The 18,037-nt window shown below is 64.7% G+C and carries 15 protein-coding genes, 2 tRNA genes and 1 pseudogene; 7 read left to right on the top strand and 11 right to left on the bottom strand.

Annotated elements, in window-relative coordinates:
• Window positions 1-56: 56 nt before the first annotated feature.
• On the bottom strand, window positions 57-1,337 hold the full coding sequence (gene clpX, locus F6B93_RS15550; protein ID WP_211695876.1) for an ATP-dependent Clp protease ATP-binding subunit ClpX: 1,281 nt from the start codon (window positions 1,335-1,337) through the stop codon (window positions 57-59).
• 291 nt (window positions 1,338-1,628) lie between these two features.
• On the opposite strand from clpX, the gene mmuM reads away from it, so the two are divergent.
• Together mmuM and F6B93_RS15560 are read left to right on the top strand one after the other, a co-directional pair.
• Entirely contained in the window at window positions 1,629-2,549 is a 921-nt protein-coding gene (gene mmuM / locus F6B93_RS15555; protein WP_211695877.1) for a homocysteine S-methyltransferase, read from the top strand.
• 321 nt (window positions 2,550-2,870) lie between these two features.
• On the top strand, window positions 2,871-4,406 hold the full coding sequence (locus F6B93_RS15560; RefSeq protein WP_211699535.1) for an MFS transporter: 1,536 nt from the start codon (window positions 2,871-2,873) through the stop codon (window positions 4,404-4,406).
• Between the two features lie 26 nt (window positions 4,407-4,432).
• Here the strand turns inward: F6B93_RS15560 and clpP2 are convergent, their stop codons facing one another.
• The 4 genes and pseudogenes from clpP2 to F6B93_RS15580 form a co-directional block, all read right to left on the bottom strand.
• Window positions 4,433-5,077 (bottom strand): ATP-dependent CLP protease proteolytic subunit ClpP2, encoded by a 645-nt coding sequence (clpP2, locus tag F6B93_RS15565; protein ID WP_211695878.1) that lies wholly within the window; start codon window positions 5,075-5,077, stop codon window positions 4,433-4,435.
• Window positions 5,074-5,658, bottom strand: coding sequence for an ATP-dependent CLP protease proteolytic subunit ClpP1 (gene clpP1 / locus F6B93_RS15570; RefSeq protein WP_211699536.1), 585 nt, complete (start codon window positions 5,656-5,658; stop codon window positions 5,074-5,076). The genes clpP2 and clpP1 overlap by 4 nt, the downstream gene beginning before the upstream one ends.
• Window positions 5,659-6,068: 410 nt before the next feature.
• Window positions 6,069-7,436, bottom strand: a pseudogene (tig, locus tag F6B93_RS15575) (trigger factor); the annotation flags it as partial.
• A gap of 34 nt (window positions 7,437-7,470) precedes the next feature.
• Window positions 7,471-7,547 (bottom strand) — tRNA-Pro (locus F6B93_RS15580).
• Between the two features lie 469 nt (window positions 7,548-8,016).
• On the opposite strand from F6B93_RS15580, the gene F6B93_RS15585 reads away from it, so the two are divergent.
• Both F6B93_RS15585 and F6B93_RS15590 read left to right on the top strand, forming a co-directional pair.
• A tRNA-Gly gene (locus F6B93_RS15585) sits at window positions 8,017-8,087 on the top strand.
• 43 nt (window positions 8,088-8,130) lie between these two features.
• Window positions 8,131-9,315 carry a serine hydrolase domain-containing protein gene (locus F6B93_RS15590; RefSeq protein WP_211695879.1) on the top strand — a complete coding sequence of 395 codons (1,185 nt, stop codon included), beginning with the start codon at window positions 8,131-8,133 and terminating at the stop codon, window positions 9,313-9,315.
• Between the two features lie 8 nt (window positions 9,316-9,323).
• Here the strand turns inward: F6B93_RS15590 and F6B93_RS15595 are convergent, their stop codons facing one another.
• The 3 genes from F6B93_RS15595 to F6B93_RS15605 form a co-directional block, all read right to left on the bottom strand.
• Window positions 9,324-10,142 carry an Fpg/Nei family DNA glycosylase gene (locus F6B93_RS15595; protein ID WP_211695880.1) on the bottom strand — a complete coding sequence of 273 codons (819 nt, stop codon included), beginning with the start codon at window positions 10,140-10,142 and terminating at the stop codon, window positions 9,324-9,326.
• A 47-nt stretch (window positions 10,143-10,189) separates the two neighbouring features.
• Entirely contained in the window at window positions 10,190-10,669 is a 480-nt protein-coding gene (locus F6B93_RS15600) for a ribose-5-phosphate isomerase (RefSeq protein ID WP_211695881.1), read from the bottom strand.
• A gap of 93 nt (window positions 10,670-10,762) precedes the next feature.
• Window positions 10,763-11,398: an Rv2466c family mycothiol-dependent reductase gene (locus F6B93_RS15605; protein WP_211695882.1), complete on the bottom strand. Its 636-nt coding sequence runs from the start codon at window positions 11,396-11,398 to the stop codon at window positions 10,763-10,765.
• A gap of 180 nt (window positions 11,399-11,578) precedes the next feature.
• On the opposite strand from F6B93_RS15605, the gene pepN reads away from it, so the two are divergent.
• A complete protein-coding gene (gene pepN, locus F6B93_RS15610) occupies window positions 11,579-14,182 on the top strand; it encodes an aminopeptidase N (RefSeq protein ID WP_211695883.1) in 2,604 nt (867 codons plus the stop codon).
• 28 nt (window positions 14,183-14,210) lie between these two features.
• Here the strand turns inward: pepN and F6B93_RS15615 are convergent, their stop codons facing one another.
• From F6B93_RS15615 to F6B93_RS15625, 3 genes are all read right to left on the bottom strand, one after another.
• Window positions 14,211-14,678: a DUF5130 domain-containing protein gene (locus F6B93_RS15615; RefSeq protein ID WP_211695884.1), complete on the bottom strand. Its 468-nt coding sequence runs from the start codon at window positions 14,676-14,678 to the stop codon at window positions 14,211-14,213.
• Window positions 14,665-14,901, bottom strand: coding sequence for an aa3-type cytochrome oxidase subunit CtaJ (ctaJ, locus tag F6B93_RS15620; protein WP_211699537.1), 237 nt, complete (start codon window positions 14,899-14,901; stop codon window positions 14,665-14,667). The genes F6B93_RS15615 and ctaJ overlap by 14 nt, the downstream gene beginning before the upstream one ends.
• 147 nt (window positions 14,902-15,048) lie before the next feature.
• Window positions 15,049-15,690 carry an HNH endonuclease gene (locus F6B93_RS15625; RefSeq protein WP_211695885.1) on the bottom strand — a complete coding sequence of 214 codons (642 nt, stop codon included), beginning with the start codon at window positions 15,688-15,690 and terminating at the stop codon, window positions 15,049-15,051.
• Window positions 15,691-15,823: 133 nt separating this feature from the next.
• Here F6B93_RS15625 and F6B93_RS15630 point away from each other — a divergent pair, with 133 nt between their 5' ends.
• Both F6B93_RS15630 and F6B93_RS15635 read left to right on the top strand, forming a co-directional pair.
• Window positions 15,824-16,219 (top strand): globin, encoded by a 396-nt coding sequence (locus tag F6B93_RS15630; RefSeq protein ID WP_211695886.1) that lies wholly within the window; start codon window positions 15,824-15,826, stop codon window positions 16,217-16,219.
• Between the two features lie 128 nt (window positions 16,220-16,347).
• Window positions 16,348-17,994 (top strand): glycoside hydrolase family 13 protein, encoded by a 1,647-nt coding sequence (locus F6B93_RS15635; protein ID WP_425518461.1) that lies wholly within the window; start codon window positions 16,348-16,350, stop codon window positions 17,992-17,994.
• Window positions 17,995-18,037 lie beyond the last annotated feature (43 nt).

Here is an 18,037-nt window from a genome sequence, read left to right on the forward strand (position 1 = left end):
GGCGACGCGCTACGGGTGCTCGAATCGCAACCCAAAGCGGTCGGCATCACCGCGGGTTAGGCGCTCTTGTCTCGGCGCTCCGAGCGCGACGGCTTGCGCGGCACAATCGTCGGCAACACGTTGTCCTGCACGGTCTCCTTGGTGACCACCACTTTGGCGACGTCATCGCGACTCGGGATGTCGTACATCACGGGCAGCAGGACTTCTTCCATGATCGCCCGTAGGCCGCGCGCGCCCGTGCCGCGGTGAATCGCTTGGTCGGCAATCGCTTCGAGTGCGTCGTCGCTGAACTCCAGCTCGACCCCGTCCATTTCAAATAGCCGGGTGTACTGCTTGACCAGGGCGTTCTTTGGCTCCGACAGAATCTTGACCAGCGACTCCTTGTCGAGGTTGGTCACCGAGGCAACCACCGGTAGCCGGCCAATGAATTCCGGGATCAAACCGAACTTGATGAGATCCTCCGGCATCACTTCGGCGAAGTGGTCGGTGGTGTCGATCTCGGTCTTGGAACGCACCTCGGCGCCGAAGCCCAAGCCCCGCTTGCCGACGCGCTCGTAGATGATCTTCTCCAACCCGGCGAACGCACCCGCGACGATGAACAACACGTTGGTGGTGTCGATTTGGATGAACTCTTGATGCGGGTGCTTGCGGCCGCCCTGCGGGGGAACCGAAGCCTGGGTGCCCTCCAGGATTTTCAGCAGCGCCTGCTGAACGCCCTCACCGGAAACATCGCGGGTGATCGACGGGTTCTCGCTCTTGCGCGCGATCTTGTCGACCTCATCGATGTAGATGATGCCTGTCTCCGCGCGCTTGACGTCGTAGTCAGCGGCCTGGATGAGCTTGAGCAGGATGTTCTCGACGTCCTCGCCAACGTAGCCGGCCTCGGTGAGCGCGGTGGCGTCGGCGATGGCAAAGGGCACATTGAGCATCTTGGCCAGCGTCTGGGCCAGGTAGGTCTTGCCGCACCCGGTAGGCCCGAGCATCAAGATGTTGGACTTGGTCAACTCAACGGGCTCGCACCTGGTGTCGCGGGTCTTCTCGCCCGCCTGGATGCGCTTGTAGTGGTTGTAGACCGCGACGGCCAGCGTCCGCTTGGCGGTGTCCTGTCCGATGACGTAGCTCTCCAGGAATTCCCGGATCTCGACCGGTTTTGGCAGTTCATCAAGTTTCACATCGTCGGCGTCGGCGAGTTCCTCTTCGATGATCTCGTTGCACAGATCGATGCACTCATCGCAGATGTAGACACCGGGACCCGCAATGAGTTTCTTCACCTGCTTTTGGCTCTTCCCGCAGAACGAGCACTTCAGCAGGTCACCGCCGTCTCCGATGCGCGCCATGATGCTTTCGGCCTACTTCCTGTTCGCCGTTCGTCGTGGTGTGCCGCATGTCTGCCCCGACGCTACCCGCTCGCTACGGCCTGTCGCGACCGTTAGCGCCGAATAGCGTCCTAGTTATTTCGGGGCATTCACGCCTCTCGTCTGACTGCAACATATCGTCCGCCGGCCCCCTTCTCCGGTGGAGACGCGCAATCCGTGTCTTTGGCGTGTCGCGGTCGTTATGCGTCCGAGGCGCGCCAGCTGGCGGACCGATGGCTACCAGGCCCCCAGCGACAACCCTACAGTGCTCTTGTGGGATTGGTCAGCGATTCCGTGCTGATCAGCGATGGCGGTCTGGCAACCGAGCTCGAGGCACGCGGGCACGACCTGTCCGACCCGTTGTGGTCGGCCCGGCTGCTGACCGACGCACCACACGAGATCACCGCCGTGCATACCGCGTACTTTCGCGCCGGTGCCACGATCGCCACGACCGCCAGCTACCAGGCTTCGTTCGAGGGCTTCGCTGCACGCGGGATTGGTCGCGACGATGCCGCCACGCTGCTACGTCGCAGCGTGGAACTCGCGGTACGTGCCCGCGACATCGCGCGAGAGATGGTCGATTCCCCGGTAGGCGATCTGTCGGTGGCCGCCTCGATCGGGCCGTATGGCGCCGCTCTCGCCGATGGGTCCGAATATCGCGGCCGCTACGGACTCAGCAGCGCGGCCTTACAACGGTGGCACCGACCGCGGTTGGAGGTCCTGGCCGGCGCAGGCGCCGACGTGCTAGCGCTGGAAACCATCCCCGATGTCGACGAAGCCGAAGCCCTCGTGAGCCTGGTGCACGAACTCGGCGTGCCGGCCTGGCTCAGCTACACGATCGACGGGACCCGGACCCGCGCCGGGCAACCGCTCACCGACGCGTTCGCGGTGGCCGTGGGGATCCCCGAGATCCTCGCCGTCGGCGTCAACTGCTGCGCGCCCGAGGCCGTGCTGCCGGCCATCTCCCTGGCCCGAATAACCAAACCGGTGATCGTCTACCCGAACAGCGGCGAGCATTGGGACGACCGGGATCGCCGGTGGGTGGGTCCACGGCTGTTCTCTGGATCGTCCGCGCAGCTTGCCCGGGAGTGGGTCGCTGCGGGCGCGCGCATCGTCGGCGGATGCTGCCGCGTACGGCCAGCCGATATCGCAGAGATCGGACGAGCACTCGCCACTGCGCCGCCTGAAAGCTGATAATTCGTGGCCCGGCGCGATCGGTACCTGTCCATCATTTCCCGGCGCTTTCCCTGCGCCGCCGCGAGCGCCGGAATCAAAGATCCGGCATCAAGAAAAACCTGTCCTAAATCGCTCTATTGCCCCGTCGCAGATTTACCTAGGGTTAGCACCTGTGAGAGCAAGACCTGAGCTTGGAATTGAGCTCGGAATTGAGTGCGGAATTGAGATCGGAGAATATCAAATATGGCTGAGGTCGCCGACAACAAGAACTCGCTACCCCTCACCGACCGCGAAGACCGGGGTGCGACTACCGCGGTACGCGACGACTCGCGAACCGCCATGACACCGCGCCAACGGCTGACGGTGGTGGCGATGGGGCTCGGGATCTTCATGGTGTTCGTCGATGTCAACATCGTCAACGTCGCGCTGCCCAGCATCCAAAAGGTGTTCCACACCGGCGAGCAAGGACTTCAGTGGGCGGTCGCAGGCTACAGCCTGGGGATGGCGGCGATATTGATGAGCTGCGCCTTGCTGGGCGATCGCTATGGGCGCAGGCGCGGATTCTTCTTCGGAGTCACGCTCTTCGTCGCCAGCTCTGTGGTCTGCGTGCTGCCCGTTACCCTCGCAATCTTCACGGCCGCGCGAGTGGTCCAGGGTTTGGGAGCGGCGTTTATCTCAGTGCTGTCGCTTGCTTTACTAAGCCACACTTTTCCCGATCCGCGCATGAAAGCGCGCGCGATAGCCGACTGGATGGCCATCGGCATGGTTGGTGCGGCGTGTGCCCCCGCTCTGGGCGGGCTGATGGTCGAGACGCTCGGTTGGCGCAGTGTATTCATGGTGAACGTTCCGCTCGGCGTGATCGTGTGGGTGCTGACGGTGCTCGGTGTCGACGAGTCCCAGGATCCTGAGCCAACCCAACTCGACTGGGTGGGCCAGCTGACTTTCATACCCGGCATCGCGGTGATCGCATACACCATCATCGAGGCCCCCCGGTTCGAGCGGGAATCCGCCGTGTGGGTGATGTCGCTGCTGCTGCTAGCTGCGGTGCTGTTGTGGCTGTTTGTTCGACACGAACGCCGCGCCGCTTTCCCACTTGTCGATCTTCACTTGTTCGCCGAGCCGACGTATCGATCGGTACTGATCGTCTACTTCGTGGTGATGTCGTGCTTTTTCGGGACTTTGATGGTGATCACCCAGCACTTTCAGAATGTGCGCGACTTATCTCCGATGCACGCGGGATTGATGATGCTGCCGGTCCCCGCGGGATTCGGGGTGGCGAGTCTGCTAGCGGGCCGGGCCGTCAATACATGGGGTCCCCGACGCCCGGTGTTGGCGTGTCTGGCGGCGATGCTCGTCGGGTTGACGCTATTTGCCACCGCGATGGGCCACGCGCCCGCGGTGGCGCTGCTTGGGCTGACAGTATTCGGCGCCGGCGCTGGGGGCTGCGCTACGCCACTGTTGCATCTTGGCATGACCAAAGTTGACGATCATCGAGCCGGCATGGCCGCCGGAATGCTCAACCTGCAGCGGTCGATGGGCGGAATCTTTGGCGTTGCCCTCCTCGGCACCATCGTGGCCGCATGGCTCACGACCGCGCTGCCAGGCAACATGGCCGACGAAATCCCCGATCCCGTCGTCCGCGAAATAGTCGTCGACACGATAGTTGACAGCGCCAATCCGCATGCGCATGCGGCATTCATCGGGCCTCGGCACCGAATAACAGCCGCGCAAGAGAGCGAAATTGTGATCGCCGCCGACGAAGATTTCATGCGCGGCATCCGGCTCGCCTTGGCCATCGCGGGGGGGATGCTGGCAGGCGCATTCGTCCTCGGTTGGCGGCGGTTCCCCCGCGGCGGCCACGAACTCGCCGCCTAGCCCCCACAGGGGTCGCTGCTGGGGCTTCAGGCCGGCTGGGCAGACAGTTTGCGGTACTCCAGGACGGTGTCGATGATCCCGTAGTCCTTGGCTTCTTCGGCGGTGAGGATCTTGTCGCGGTCGGTGTCCTTGCGGATTACCTCGGCGTCCTTGCCGGTGTGGCGGGCCAACGTCGACTCCATCAGGGTGCGCATCCGCTCGATCTCGGCGGCCTGGATCTCCAAATCGGAGAACTGGCCCTGGATGACGCCCGAGAGCGATGGCTGATGTATCAGCACACGCGCATTGGGCAGCGCCATCCGCTTACCCGGTGTTCCGGCGGCCAGCAACACCGCCGCCGCCGAGGCGGCCTGTCCCAGGCACACGGTCTGGATGTCGGCCCGCACGTATTGCATGGTGTCGTAGATCGCCATCAGCGAGGTGAACCCGCCACCCGGCGAGTTGATGTACATCGTGATGTCGCGGTCGGGGTCTAGCGACTCCAGCACCAGCAGCTGCGCCATGATGTCGTTGGCCGAAGCGTCATCGACCTGGACACCCAAGAAGATGATGCGCTCCTCGAACAGCTTGTTGTACGGATTGGATTCCTTGACTCCAAAGCTGGAGTGTTCGATGAACGACGGCAGGATGTACCGCGCCTGAGGCTGGATCTGAGGGTTCTGAGTACTCACTGCACTTCTCCGTTGACGTGGGCGCGGGTGATGATGTGGTCGACAAAACCGTATTCCAGGGCTTCGGCAGCGGTGAACCATCGGTCACGATCCGAATCCGCCTCAATGCGCTCGATCGGTTGGCCGGTGAATTCGGCGTTGAGCCGGAACATCTCTTTCTTGATGACCGTGAACTGCTCCGCCTGGATGGCGATGTCGGCTGCGCTGCCCGTCACCCCGCCCAGCGGCTGATGCATCAGAATGCGAGCGTGTGGCAGCGCATAGCGCTTGCCTTTGGTACCCGCCGCCAACAGGAACTCACCCATCGAGGCCGCCATGCCCATCGCGTAGGTGGCGATGTCACAGGGCGCCAGCACCATGGTGTCGTAGATCGCCATGCCGGCGCTGATCGATCCACCCGGAGAGTTGATGTACAGGGAGATATCCTTGCCGGCGTCTTCGGCGGCAAGCAGCAGAATCTGTGCACACAGCCGGTTGGCAATCTCGTCATTGACCTCCGAGCCCAGGAATATGATGCGCTCGGAGAGCAAGCGCTCATAGACCGAGTCCGTGAGACTCAAACCCTGCGAGGTCGAACGCATGTCAGTCACGACTGGGTTACCTGCTTTCTCGAGTTTCCATATCCACCGACACTAGCCAAACGCCCGGGCTGTTTCGCGGTCGCGGACCGCTGAAATCGCCGCGTTCGCTCACAGCGTCATGTTGTCGCGTCGTCGGATGCGGCCGGCGAGGGCTCCTCCCGCGCCGGCTCGGCCTCCTCAACCTCGCCTGCCGGCTCGGCCTCGTCGGCCACGGAACCTGAATGGTCGGCCTCCTCAGCCTCGCCTGCCGGCTCGGCCTCGTCGGCCACGGGACCTGAATGGTCGGCCTCCTCAGCCTCGCCTGCCGGCTCGGCCTCGTCGGCCACGGGACCTGAATGGTCGGCCTCCTCAGCCTCGCCTGCCGGCTCGGCCTCGTCGGCCGCGGGACCTGAATGGTCGGCCTCCTCAGCCTCGCCTGCCGGCTCGGCCTCGTCGGCCGACTGGCCCTCGGGAGACTGGCGTTTGCCGAAGAGCTCACTGGTATCAATGGTGTCACCGTTCGTATCGGTGATCGTGGCCGCGTCCGCCACCGCCTTAACCGCCAGCTCGCGCCGCACGTCAGCGAACATGGTCGGCAGCTGATTGTTCTCCTGGAGGTAGGAAAAGAGCTGCTGAGGCTCCACACCGTACTGCTGCGACGTCGTCATCAGACGTTCAGTCAGATCATCCTGGCCTACCTGGACCTCAAGGTCATCGGCCAAAGCATCCAGCAACAGCTGCCTCTTGACATCCTTTTCTGAAGCGCTGCGCGCCTCGACGTCGAACGCCTCGCGCGACGAACCTTGCTCGGAAAGCAGCTCGTTGAATCGGGCTTCGTCGTGGTCGAGACCGCTGAGCGCGCTGTGCATCACACTGTCGACTTGAGCCTGAACGTATGACTGCGGAACGGGCACCTCGACTCGGTCGAGCAGCGCGTCCACCGTGGCATTGCGCACGGCTTCGGCCTGCTGAGCGCGCTTGGTCTGGCGCACCTGGTCGCTGAGGTTTGCCCGCAACTCGTCGATAGTGTCGAACTCACTCGCCAACTGCGCGAATTCGTCGTCGGCCTCCGGCAGTTCGCGCTCTTTGACCGACTTGACCGTAACGGTGACCTCCGCTTCCTGCCCCGCGTGCTCGCCAGCCGCCAGCTTCGCACCGAAAACCCGCGACTCCTCCACGGACAATCCGAGGAGTGCGTCGTCGAGTCCGGCGATGAGCCGGCCGGAGCCGACCTCATGGGAGAGGCCCTCAGCCGCAGCGTTCGGCACCTCCTCTCCGTCGACCGTGGCGGACAGGTCGATGGAGACGAAGTCGCCCGCACCTACCGGCCGGTCTACCGCGGTCAGCGTGCCGAACCGAGCACGGAGCGCCTCAAGCTCGGCGTCGACCTCCTCGTCGGTGACCTCGATTGCGTCCACCGACACCTGCAGCGCGCTCAGATCCGGAAGCGCGAGCGTGGGGCGGACGTCAACCTCGACCGTGAAAGCGAGGTCCTCACCATATTCTTTCTTGGTGACGTCGATATCGGGGCGGCCGATCGGTTGGATTTCCGATTCGGCCACCGCCTGCCCGTACCGGGCGGGCAGCGCGTCGTTGACGACCTGGTCGAGCATCATTTCCCGGCCGAAACGCGCTTCGAGCAACTTGGCCGGCGCCTTCCCCGGCCGGAAGCCTGGCAGGCGCACCCGTTTGGCCAGCTCCTTGTAGGCCCGACGAAAATCAGGCTCCAGCTCGTCGAAAGGCACCTCCACATTGATACGAACCCGGGTGGGGCTCAGCTGCTCGACAATGCTCTTCACGGGTGTGCTCCTCGGTGTCGTTCTGGCGGTCGGCTGGTCGGGGTGACAGGATTTGAACCTGCGGCCTTCCGCTCCCAAAGCGGATGCGCTACCAAGCTGCGCTACACCCCGCGCTGACCTCGCGATCCTACGGCCCGGCGGCAACAGCCCCGCAACGACCTCGTAGTAAGCCCTTGGTCTCTTCGACCGGGTCGAAAGCGTCGGCTGTTCCGTGTCGTCGAGGCGCAGAACAGGCCGGAGGTCTTTCCAGACGCACCGCCGCTCCCGCCAATAACGCCGAATGGACCAGCAGCGAGGACATTGGCCACGCTCCGGGATGCACCAACGCAACAATCTGTGATCTATGCCACAGTAGCGACGGCCATCGTGCTCTCAACACCGGCATCCACACGCCGCGACATCATGGAGCTCGTCCAGCCAACGTCGCAACCAAACGCGAACACGGGAATGAACACGCGATTGGATGTAGGCCGCCAAGGCATAGCGTCGCGCCTCGGGCATTCCTCACGAGAAGGTCTCAAGACGGATCCGATTAGATTTGACGTCCGCTGGCACGTACAGTCTCGCTCGACTAGTACACGCGGGCGTAGCTCAATGGTAGAGCCCTAGTCTTCCAAACTAGCGACGCGGGTTCGATTCCCGTCGCCCGCTCGGAGCATGCATCTGCCGCACAGAAAGGCACCATGAGCCACCCATGAGTGACTTTGACATCAGCGGCACGTGCGCGCCGGACTTCGCTAAGGTGCGCGACGCGTTCGAACGCAACTTTGTCCAGCGTAACGAGGTCGGCGCAGCGGTCGCCGTGTGGGTGGACGGAGATCTCGTCGTCAATCTTTGGGGCGGCTGCGCCGATAGCGCCGGCACCCGCCCGTGGCGCCAGGACACTCTGGCCACCGTGCTGTCCGGCACCAAGGCCCTCACAGCCACGTGCGTTCACCAGCTGGCCGACCGCGGCGAACTTGATCTGCACCAACCGGTGGCCCGGTACTGGCCCGAATTCGGGCAAGCCGGCAAGGAAGCCATCACGCTGGCGATGGTGATGAGCCACCGGTCCGGCGCAATTGGGCCGCGCAACCGGATGACCTGGGAGAAGGTCGCCGACTGGGAATTCGTGTGCGAGCAACTGGCCGCCGCGGAACCCTGGTGGGAGCCGGGCACGGCGCAGGGCTACCACATGACCACCTTCGGATTCATCCTCGGCGAAGTGTTCCGGCGAGTTACGGGGCGCTCGGTCGGCCAATACCTGCGTACCGAGATCGCGGAACCGCTGGGCGCCGACGTCCACATCGGGGTATCTCCCACCGAGCAACGCCGCTGCGCCGACCGGATCAACAAACCGCATGCGCGAGACCTGCTCGACGACGTGCAAGCCCCCGGCTACCCGACCAGCCTCGCGGAGCACCCCAAGGCCGGCCTGTCGGTGTCGATGGGGTTCGCCCCCGACGACGAACTCGGCTCCAACGACCTGCAACTGTGGCGCCAACTGGAGTTCCCCGGAACCAACGGGCAGGTGTCGGCACTAGGGCTGGCGACGTTCTACAACGCGCTCTCCCAGGAGAAACTGCTCAGCCGGGAGCACATGGACCTGGTCCGGGTCTCCCAAGGTGGTTTCGACGTCGATCTGGTGCTCGGCAAGCGGGTCGCCGACCATGGCTGGGGTCTGGGCTACATGCTCAACCAGCGCGGGGTCAACGGACCCAACCCGCGGATTTTCGGCCACGGCGGACTGGGCGGCTCGTTCGGGTTCGTCGACCTGGAGCACCGCATCGGCTACGCGTATGTGATGAACCGTTTCGATGCCACCAAAGCCAACGCCGACCCCCGCAGCGTCGCCCTGTCCAACGAGGTCTACACCGCACTCGGAATAAGCCCCACCTGACTACCTCGTCACGTTTGGCAGGCCGGGCACCAGAAGACATTGCGGCCCTCAAGCACGGACGTGCGGATCGCGCCCGCACACACTCGGCAGGGTTCACCCGCGCGGCGGTAGACGTAGGTGCGAGGCCGCCCGGGCAGGTAGGACGGCGGGCCATGGTCATGCTCCGGGCGGACCACCACGATCTTGCCGCGCCGTAGGCCAATCTTCATCAGCGCTACCAGATCGGCCCACGCCGCGGCGAACTCGGCCTCGACGACCCCGCGACCAGTCCGGTAGGGGTCAATCCCGTGGCGAAACAGCAACTCGCTGCGATACACATTCCCAACACCGGCTATCACCGTCTGGTCCATCAGGAGAGCGCCAATAGGCCTGCGGGACTTTGCGATCCGCATCCAAGCTCGCGAAGCATCGGCATCCGTGCGCAACGGGTCGGGTCCGAGTCGGGCAACCACATCGACGACTTGACTTTCGTCGATCAGCTCGCACACCGTCGGGCCCCGCAGGTCCGCGCCGTAGTCGGCGCCGACCATCCGCATCCGCACCTGCCCGACGGGTTCGGGAAGGTGCGCATCGGTCGGGCGCGCCCATTCGGTGAAGGTGCCGTAGAGCCCGAGATGCACATGAACTACCCGACCCCCAACCGCGCCATCGCCGTAGTGATGAAAAAGATGCTTGCCCCAAGCGCTAGCGCGCCGCAACACCCCGCCGTCCACGACGGCGGCGGAATCGGCGAACCGGCCCTGTGGGCTCGACACTGCGACTGGCGCACCGGCAAACCGACGCCGGTGCAGGCGAGCCAGCCGATGCAGGGTATGCCCTTCGGGCACGGGCTACTCCTGAATTGTGGTCCTGAACTGTGGTCCTGCTTGTCGCCTCAAGAGCTGGTGCCAGGTACCGGCGGCGCCTCGTGGGTCCGTTCGTATTCGGTGAGAATGTCGATGCGCCGTTGGTGCCGTGGCGCCTGAGACCATGGCGTGGAAACGAAGGCATCGACGATGGCCAGTGCCTCGGCAACGGTATGCATACGCCCGCCGATGCCGATCAGCTGGGCATTGTTGTGCTCACGGGCCAGGCTCGCGGTCTCGACGCTCCACGCCAGGGCGCAACGGGCGCCAGGGACCTTGTTGGCGGCTATCTGCTCGCCGTTGCCGGATCCGCCCAGCACGATCCCCAGGCTGCCCGGGTCGGCCACCGTACGTGCCGCAGCGGCGATGCAAAACGGTGGGTAGTCATCGTCGCCGTCGTAGCTGAAAGCGCCACAGTCAATTGGCTCGTGTCCGGACTTCTTCAGGTGATCGACGATCTGCTGCTTAAGTTCGAATCCGGCATGGTCGGCACCCAAGTAGACGCGCATGCCGGACATTCTGCACGACAAAGAATCCGACACCATCGCCCTATCCGCGTGGGGTAGGCGCCCGGGGTGGCCGAACTAGCCCGGCGCGTCTGGCTAGTCGTATTGGGGCGGTTCGGTCCGGGTCCGCTTGAGCTCAAAGAAGTGCGGATACGCCGCAAAGGTCACCGAAGCGTCCCAGAGTTTGCCGGCGTCCTCGCCGCGCGGGATCTTCGACAGCACCGGGCCGAAGAACGCCACACCGTTGACGTGGATCGTCGGTGTGCCGACGTCGTCGCCCACCGCGTCCATCCCCGCGTGGTGACTCTTGCGGAGGGCGTCGTCGTAGGCATCTGTGCTAGCGGCCTCGGCCAGTTCGGCGGGCAGACCTGCTTCGGCGAGAGAGGCCGCGATGACATCGTCGAGGTCCTTGTTCCCCTGGTTGTGAATCCGCGTGCCCATCGCCGTGTACAACCGGTCCAAGACACCAGCGCCATGAGCCTGCTCGGCGGCGATTGCCACCCGTACGGGCCCCCAAGCCTTGCCCATGAGCTCGCGATACTGTTCGGAGAGCCCTTCCCGGCCTTCGTTGAGCACCGCCAGGCTCATGACGTGGAAGTTCACCTGAATGTCGCGGACCTTCTCCACCTCAAGGATCCAGCGCGACGTAATCCAGCACCACGGACACAGCGGATCGAACCAGAAATCGGCTTGCGACTTCTGCAAAGACTTCTCGGGGGCCTTCTCGGGCATTGTGTGGTCCTCTCGTACGTGAAACAGCGGCGTCCGCTCACCACAACCACCGCCGCAGCCAGACTGTTCCCGTCGAACGCTGTCGAGTTGCGGCGTCCGGCTGTGACGAACCATTCGGAGCTCGCGGACCAACCCACCGCCTGACACGGGCGCCGCGCTCCTGCCGTTATGTTGGAATCCGTGGCCCTTCCTAACCTCACTCGGGACCAGGCTGTCGAACGCGCCGCGCTGGTCACCGTCGGCAGCTACCAGATCAACCTCGATGTCACCGCTGGCCCCGATGCCAGCGGCGCGCCGGGCGAACACACCTTCCGGTCCACTACCACCGTCGTCTTCGACGCGCTGGCCGGCGCTGACACGGTCATCGACATTGCCGCCGAGACGGTGCGCAGCGCTACCCTCAACGGCCGGGAATTGGACGTCTCTGCCTACGACGAATCGACCGGGATCCCGCTGCGCGGGCTGGCCAACCGCAATGTTGTGATCGTCGACGCCGACTGCCGCTACTCCAACACCGGCGAGGGCCTGCATCGCTTCGTCGACCCGGTGGACGGGGAGACCTACCTGTACTCGCAATTCGAGACCGCCGACGCCAAACGCATGTTCGCCTGTTTCGATCAGCCCGACCTCAAGGCCACTTTCGACATGCGGGTCACCGCTCCCCGGCACTGGAAGGTCATCACCAACGGCGCGGCCACCAACGTCGCGCAGACCGGCGCGGGTACGGTACATACCTTTGCCACCACTGTGCGGATGAGCACCTACCTGGTGGCCCTGATCGCCGGACCGTATGCCGCGTGGGACGACACCTACCGCGACGAATACGGGGAAATTCCGCTGGGTATCTACTGCCGGACCTCGCTGGCCGAACACATGGACGCCGAGCGATTGTTCACCCAAACCAAACAGGGATTCGGCTTCTACCACAAGCACTTTGGCGTGCCTTACGCATTCGGCAAATACGACCAGCTCTTTGTTCCCGAATTCAACGCCGGCGCAATGGAAAACGCCGGTGCGGTGACTTTCCTGGAGGACTACGTGTTCCGCAGCAAGGTCACTCGGGCATCGTACGAACGGCGGGCCGAGACGGTGCTGCACGAGATGGCGCACATGTGGTTCGGCGACCTGGTCACCATGACCTGGTGGGACGATCTGTGGCTGAACGAGTCCTTCGCCACCTTCGCGTCGGTGCTGTGCCAGAGCGAGGCCACCGAATTCACCGAGGCCTGGACAACATTCGCAAACGTAGAAAAGTCGTGGGCTTACCGGCAGGATCAGTTGCCTTCCACGCACCCGATCGCTGCCGAAATCCCGGACCTGGCCGCGGTCGAAGTGAACTTCGACGGCATCACCTATGCGAAGGGCGCTTCGGTGCTCAAGCAACTCGTCGCGTACGTCGGGCTGGACCACTTCCTCGCCGGGCTGCGCGACTACTTCCGCACCCACGCATATGGCAACGCCACATTCGACGATCTGCTGACGGCACTGGAGACCGCTTCGGGCCGCGACTTGTCGACATGGGGGCGACAGTGGCTGAAAACAACCGGTCTCAACACATTGCAACCAGACTTCGATGTCGACGCCGACGGCCGGTTCACCCGGTTCGCGGTACAGCAGAGCGGCGCCGCGCCCGGTGCCGGTGAGACCCGGGTGCATCGGCTGGCGATCGGCATCTATGACGACGACGGGTCGGGCAAGCTGGTACGCATCCATCGGGAAGAGATCGACGTCGCGGGCGCAGTCACGGAAGTTCCTGCGATGATTGGGGTTTCGCGGGGAAAACTGATTCTGGTCAACGACGATGACCTCACCTACTGTTCATTGCGGTTGGATACCGAGTCGCTGCAGACGGCGATGAGACGCATCGCCGACATCGCCGAGCCGCTGCCGCGCACCCTGGTGTGGTCGGCGGCCTGGGAGATGACCCGCGAAGCCGAATTGCGCGCCCGCGATTTCGTCTCACTCGTTTCCGACGGCGTGCACGCCGAGACGGAGGTTGGGGTGACACAGCGGCTGCTGCTGCAGGCGCAAACCGCACTGGGATCCTATGCGGAACCGGATTGGGCCCACGAGTACGGCTGGCCGCAATTCGCCGACCGGCTGTGGGAATTGGCGCGCGCCGCGGCGTCGGGGTCGGATCATCAACTCGCGTTCATCAACGCGTTGTGTTCGTCGGTGCTGTCGCCGCGGCACGTGCAGACGCTGGCTGCGCTGCTCGACAGTGACCCCACGGAGCTGGGGATGACGGGCCTGGACGTCGACACCGACCTGCGCTGGCGGATCGTGACCGCCTTGGCGCGAGCGGGCGCTATCGACTCTGACGAGCAACAGACACCGACGATCGACGCTGAGGCCGAACGCGACCCGACGGCGACTGGCAAGCGCCACGCCGCTCAAGCCCGCGCAGCGCGCCCGCAATTCGAGGTCAAGGACCGCTCGTTTACCACGGTCGTCGAGGACGACACCCTCGCCAATGCCACCAGCCGTGCGATCATCGCGGGCATTGCCTCCCCGGGACAGGGAGCCCTGCTCCAGCCGCTCACGGCACGCTACTTCGATGCGATTCCCGGGGTGTGGGCACGCCGGTCCAGCGAAGTCGCACAAACGGTGGTGATCGGCCTCTACCCTCACTGGAACATCAGCGAGGAGGGCATCGCCGCCGCCGATGATTTCCTGGCCGCCCCGGACTCGGAGGTCCCGCCGGCATTGCGCCGGCTGGTGCTCGAAGGCCAGGCGGCGGTGAAGCGCTCGCTGCGCGCCCGAAAGTTCGACGCTGTCGCCTAGCCGGCGCGGCGAGCGGCAGCGGGTCCGGCTAGCCGGGGGAAATTCCTGCGCTGAGTACGCGGATCGCGCTGACCAGCCCGTCGACCAGGTCGCCCTGCTCGAACGCGGAGGCAGCTGCGGCTACCCCCAGGGGAGCGGCCGATTCGGCGCCGCGACCGCGGACCTGCGAACCATAGACGACCTCGATGGCGCACTGGTTGGGCGAGACCGCGATCAGCACGGCATTGTCCGGCGTCGGCACCTTGGCCAGGATTTCGCGAGCGCGTACCGCAGTGTCGCTGCCCAAGTCGCCGAGGTAGATCGCGAACCGCGCCTTCGACGCTCGTGAGCTGTAGGTCAGCGCGTCGTCCAGGGCCACGAGGTCGTTGATCGGGAACGGGTAGTGCACGGACAGTTCCCCGGGCTCGGTAACCGCGGAGATCCGTCCGCTGGTGGTCAGCACTGAGCCTTTAGGAAGCTCGGGGTGCTCGATCGTCGCAACCTCACCATGTGCCACTGGCGCCACCTCCAACTGTGAACTCTGCCGCGTCATGCCCACCGTGCCCGCCGTGGGAGTCACCGACCACTTCGTCGGTGGCGGCCCAGAGGATCGGCGGATGTGTCCACTGCTCCGAGAGAGTGTAGGTCGCCGGGTGGGGTCCCTTGCGGGACCAGATCGGCACCGCCAGCACGACCACCAGCAATAACGGGATTCCGACAAAGAAGAGGTGGATCTCCATAGCGCTCACGAAGCAAACCGTATCCCACTGGGGCGGCGATTGGCGCAGCTGGACACAAGGTGGACACGAGATTGGTTCACCGGAGCACTAAACGAGTCGGGCGAAATCAGGCGGCGGGGTGGGATCAGAATCCCATCACGTCTGCGGTCAGGCGGCGCCTTCACCGAGGTATCGCGCCCAGGAGGGATCAAGCTCCTTGACCGTGGACAGCAGTCGCCAATGCTGTCCGCTCGGCGGCAGTGGCGCACGACGTAACGCCCAACCGAGTTCGGTGAGCAGCTTGTCCCCTTTGCGGTGATTGCACGGCGAGCAGCAGGCGACGCAGTTCTCCCAGGAGTGGCCCCCACCGCGGCTGCGGGGCACTACGTGGTCGACGGTGTCGGCCTTGGCGCCGCAATACGCGCAGCAGAATCGGTCCCGGTGCATGAGGGCCGCGCGGGTCATCGGGACCCGTGCCCGGTAGGGAACCCTGACGTAAGACCGCAGCTGGATCACCGACGGCACAGCGATCGATCGCGTGGCCGAGTGGATGACCGGGCCGGCCGGGTCGTCGTGGACCACATCAGCCTTACCGCAGACCACCATGACGATCGCCCTGCGCATCGGCAATGCAGTGAGCGGCTCGTACGTCGAGTTCAGCAGCAGCACTCGCCGACGGTTCCAGATCGATGCGGTCTCGTGGCGATTGGGCGGATGGGTGCCGACGCTGTGCAGGCATGACGCGGGCCCGGGTACACCCGCCGCGGGACCGGAACTGCGGTGGCCGCGGCGCTTCTTGCCGTGCGCCATAGAACCTCCGCCGAACAGTCCACCACGATTCGCCACTAATCGCACGACAATTGTCACGGCCGCGCCGTGTCGATCGGATGAACAGCCGGGGGGCTGGCCGGGCGGCTGCCGCAAATGGACCACAATGGCGGGGATGGATCAACAGCAACAGTCGTTCTATGACGCAGTCGGTGGCGCCGATACCTTTCGCACCATCGTGTCGCGGTTTTATGCGCTGGTCGCCGAGGACGAGATACTGCGTCAGGTCTACCCCGAGGATGACTTGCCGGGCGCCGAGGAACGCTTGCGGATGTTCCTCGAGCAGTATTGGGGTGGCCCGCGCACCTACTCGGAGCAGCGCGGCCACCCCCGGCTGCGGATGCGCCATGCCCCGTTTCGGATTTCGCTGATCGAACGCGACGCTTGGCTGCGGTGCATGCACACCGCTATTGCCTCCATCGATTCCCAAACCTTGGACGACGAGCACCGGCGCGAATTGATCGACTACCTCGAAATGGCAGCCCACTCGCTGGTGAACTCCCCGTTTTGATGGACCACGACCAGCGACCGGCTCGGACGGGCCCCGGCTCTCCTCGCGCCAGCGCTCGTCGACCGGAGCCGAATCCGATGGGCTCCGGCTCTCCTCGCGCCAGCGCTCGTCGACCGGAGCCGAATCCGATGGGCTCCGGCTCTCCTCGCGCCAGCGCTCGTCGACCGGAGCCGAATCCGATGGGCTCCGGCTCTCCTCGCGCCAGCGCTCGTCGACCGGAGCCGTGGTGGTCGCGCGCGGTCTTTTACCAGGTCTATCCCCGATCGTTCGCGGACAGCGACGGCGATGGGGTCGGCGACCTGGACGGGTTGACCGACCGGCTGGATCACCTGGTAGAGCTCGGTGTCGATGCGATCTGGCTCAACCCGGTCACCGTGTCGCCGATGGCGGATCACGGCTATGACGTCGCCGATCCCCGCGACGTCGACCCGTTGTTCGGCGGAATGGTCGCCCTCGAACGGCTGATCGCCGCGGCGCACCAGTTGGGCATCAGGGTCACCATGGACGTGGTGCCCAACCACACCAGTTCGGCGCATCCCTGGTTTCAGGCGGCACTGGCCGCCGGCCCGGGCGGCACGGCACGCGACCGCTATTTGTTCCGCGATGGCCGGGGCCCCGATGGGACCGTGCCGCCGAACAACTGGAAATCGGTGTTCGGCGGTCCGGCCTGGACTCGGGTGGTCGAGCCGAATGGCAAACCCGGCCAGTGGTATCTGCATCTGTTCGACACCGAGCAGCCAGATCTGAATTGGGACAACCCGGAAGTCTTCGCTGATTTCGAGAAAACGCTGCGCTTCTGGTTGGAACGCGGGGTGGATGGTTTCCGCATCGATGTCGCCCACGGCATGGCCAAGCCGCCGGACCTGCCGGACTCACCAGACCTCGGCATCGCGGTGTTGCAGCAGTCCGATGACGACCCGCGCTTCAACCACCCGAGCGTGCACGCGATACACCGCGACATCCGGACCGTGATGGATCGATACCCCGGTGCGGTGAGTATCGGCGAGGTGTGGGTACAGGACAATGCCCGCTGGGCGGAGTACTTACGGCCAGACGAACTACACCTCGGCTTCAATTTCCGGCTGGCGCGGACCGACTTCGATGCGACCGAGATCCGTGACGCGGTCGAGAACTCGCTGGCGGCCGCGGCGATCGAAGCCGCCACGCCAACCTGGACGCTGGCCAACCACGACGTAGGCCGGGTCGTCACCCGCTACGGCGGCGGCGAGGTCGGGCTGGCTCGGGCACGAGCCATGGCGATGGTGATGCTCGCCCTGCCAGGTGTGGTCTTCCTCTACAACGGTCAGGAGCTGGGGCTGCCCGACGTGGAACTGCCGGATGAGGCGCTGCAGGATCCGACCTGGGAACGGTCGGGACATACCGAACGCGGCCGCGACGGCTGCCGTGTTCCCATTCCGTGGTGCGGCGACAATCCCCCGTTTGGGTTTTCCACGCACGCCGACACTTGGTTACCAATGCCGCCGGAGTGGGCCGCGCTGAGCGTGGAGGAGCAGTCCATCGACCCCGACTCGACGCTCTCATTCTTTCGACACGCGCTCCAATTACGCAGGGGACGTGACGAATTCGACGGGACCGATGTCCAGTGGCTCACCGCACCGAAAGACACGCTGATATTCCGCCGCGGTGGCGGGCTGATGTGCGCACTGAACGCCGGTGACCGTCCACTGGCACTACCGGCCGGAGAACTGTTACTGGCCAGCGCGCCGTTGGCCGACCACACATTGCCGCCGGACAGCGCAGCTTGGCTGGTGTAGCGACGAGCGCGGCCAATAACGGATCGGCAGCCCGATCCCCGGA

This window comes from Mycobacterium spongiae (assembly GCF_018278905.1).
Lineage (GTDB): Bacteria > Actinomycetota > Actinomycetes > Mycobacteriales > Mycobacteriaceae > Mycobacterium > Mycobacterium spongiae.